This is a genomic window from Pseudomonas sp. 32_A, from assembly GCF_017490905.1.
In the GTDB taxonomy this organism is placed as follows: domain Bacteria; phylum Pseudomonadota; class Gammaproteobacteria; order Pseudomonadales; family Pseudomonadaceae; genus Aquipseudomonas; species Aquipseudomonas inefficax.
The window spans coordinates 1-451 of sequence record NZ_JAFGYI010000332.1 but is presented as its reverse complement, the minus strand read 5'-3'; the positions used below and the strand labels follow the sequence as shown (position 1 = coordinate 451).

Sequence of the window (451 nt, the reverse complement as noted above, 5' to 3'; positions counted from 1 at the left end):
GCGGATAATCGGGGTTCAGCGTGGTCACCAGCACCTCGCCCACCTCGCCCTCCGGCACCGGGTCGCCCGTGCCCGGACGGACGATCTCGACGATCACGCCCTCGTCCACGATCATCCCCTCCATCGCCTCGGATTCATATGCGATCAGGCCGACATCGGCGGTCGCATAGCATTGCAGCGTGGCGATGCCCCGGTCGGCATAGCCCTGCCGCAGCGAGGGGAAGAGCGCGCACCCCGACACCAGCGCGCGGGTGAAGCCAAGCGCCACACCCATCTCGTCCGCCTTGTCGAGGATCACCTTCAGGTAATCGGGCGTCCCCGAATAGGCCGTGGTGCCGATGTCGGCCGCGGCGCGGACCTGCAGTTCGGTCTGGCCCGTGCCCGCGGGCAGGACCGCCGCACCGACCGCCCGGGCCGCGCTTTGGAACATCGTCCCGGCGGGGGGCAGGTG

1 protein-coding gene is annotated in these 451 nt (G+C 70.1%); it reads right to left on the bottom strand.

Translation table 11 applies throughout. The features are described 5' to 3' along the window. On the bottom strand, positions 1-451 hold a 451-nt coding region (locus tag J5M58_RS26915; protein ID WP_207880450.1), incomplete at both ends, for a phenylacetate--CoA ligase family protein.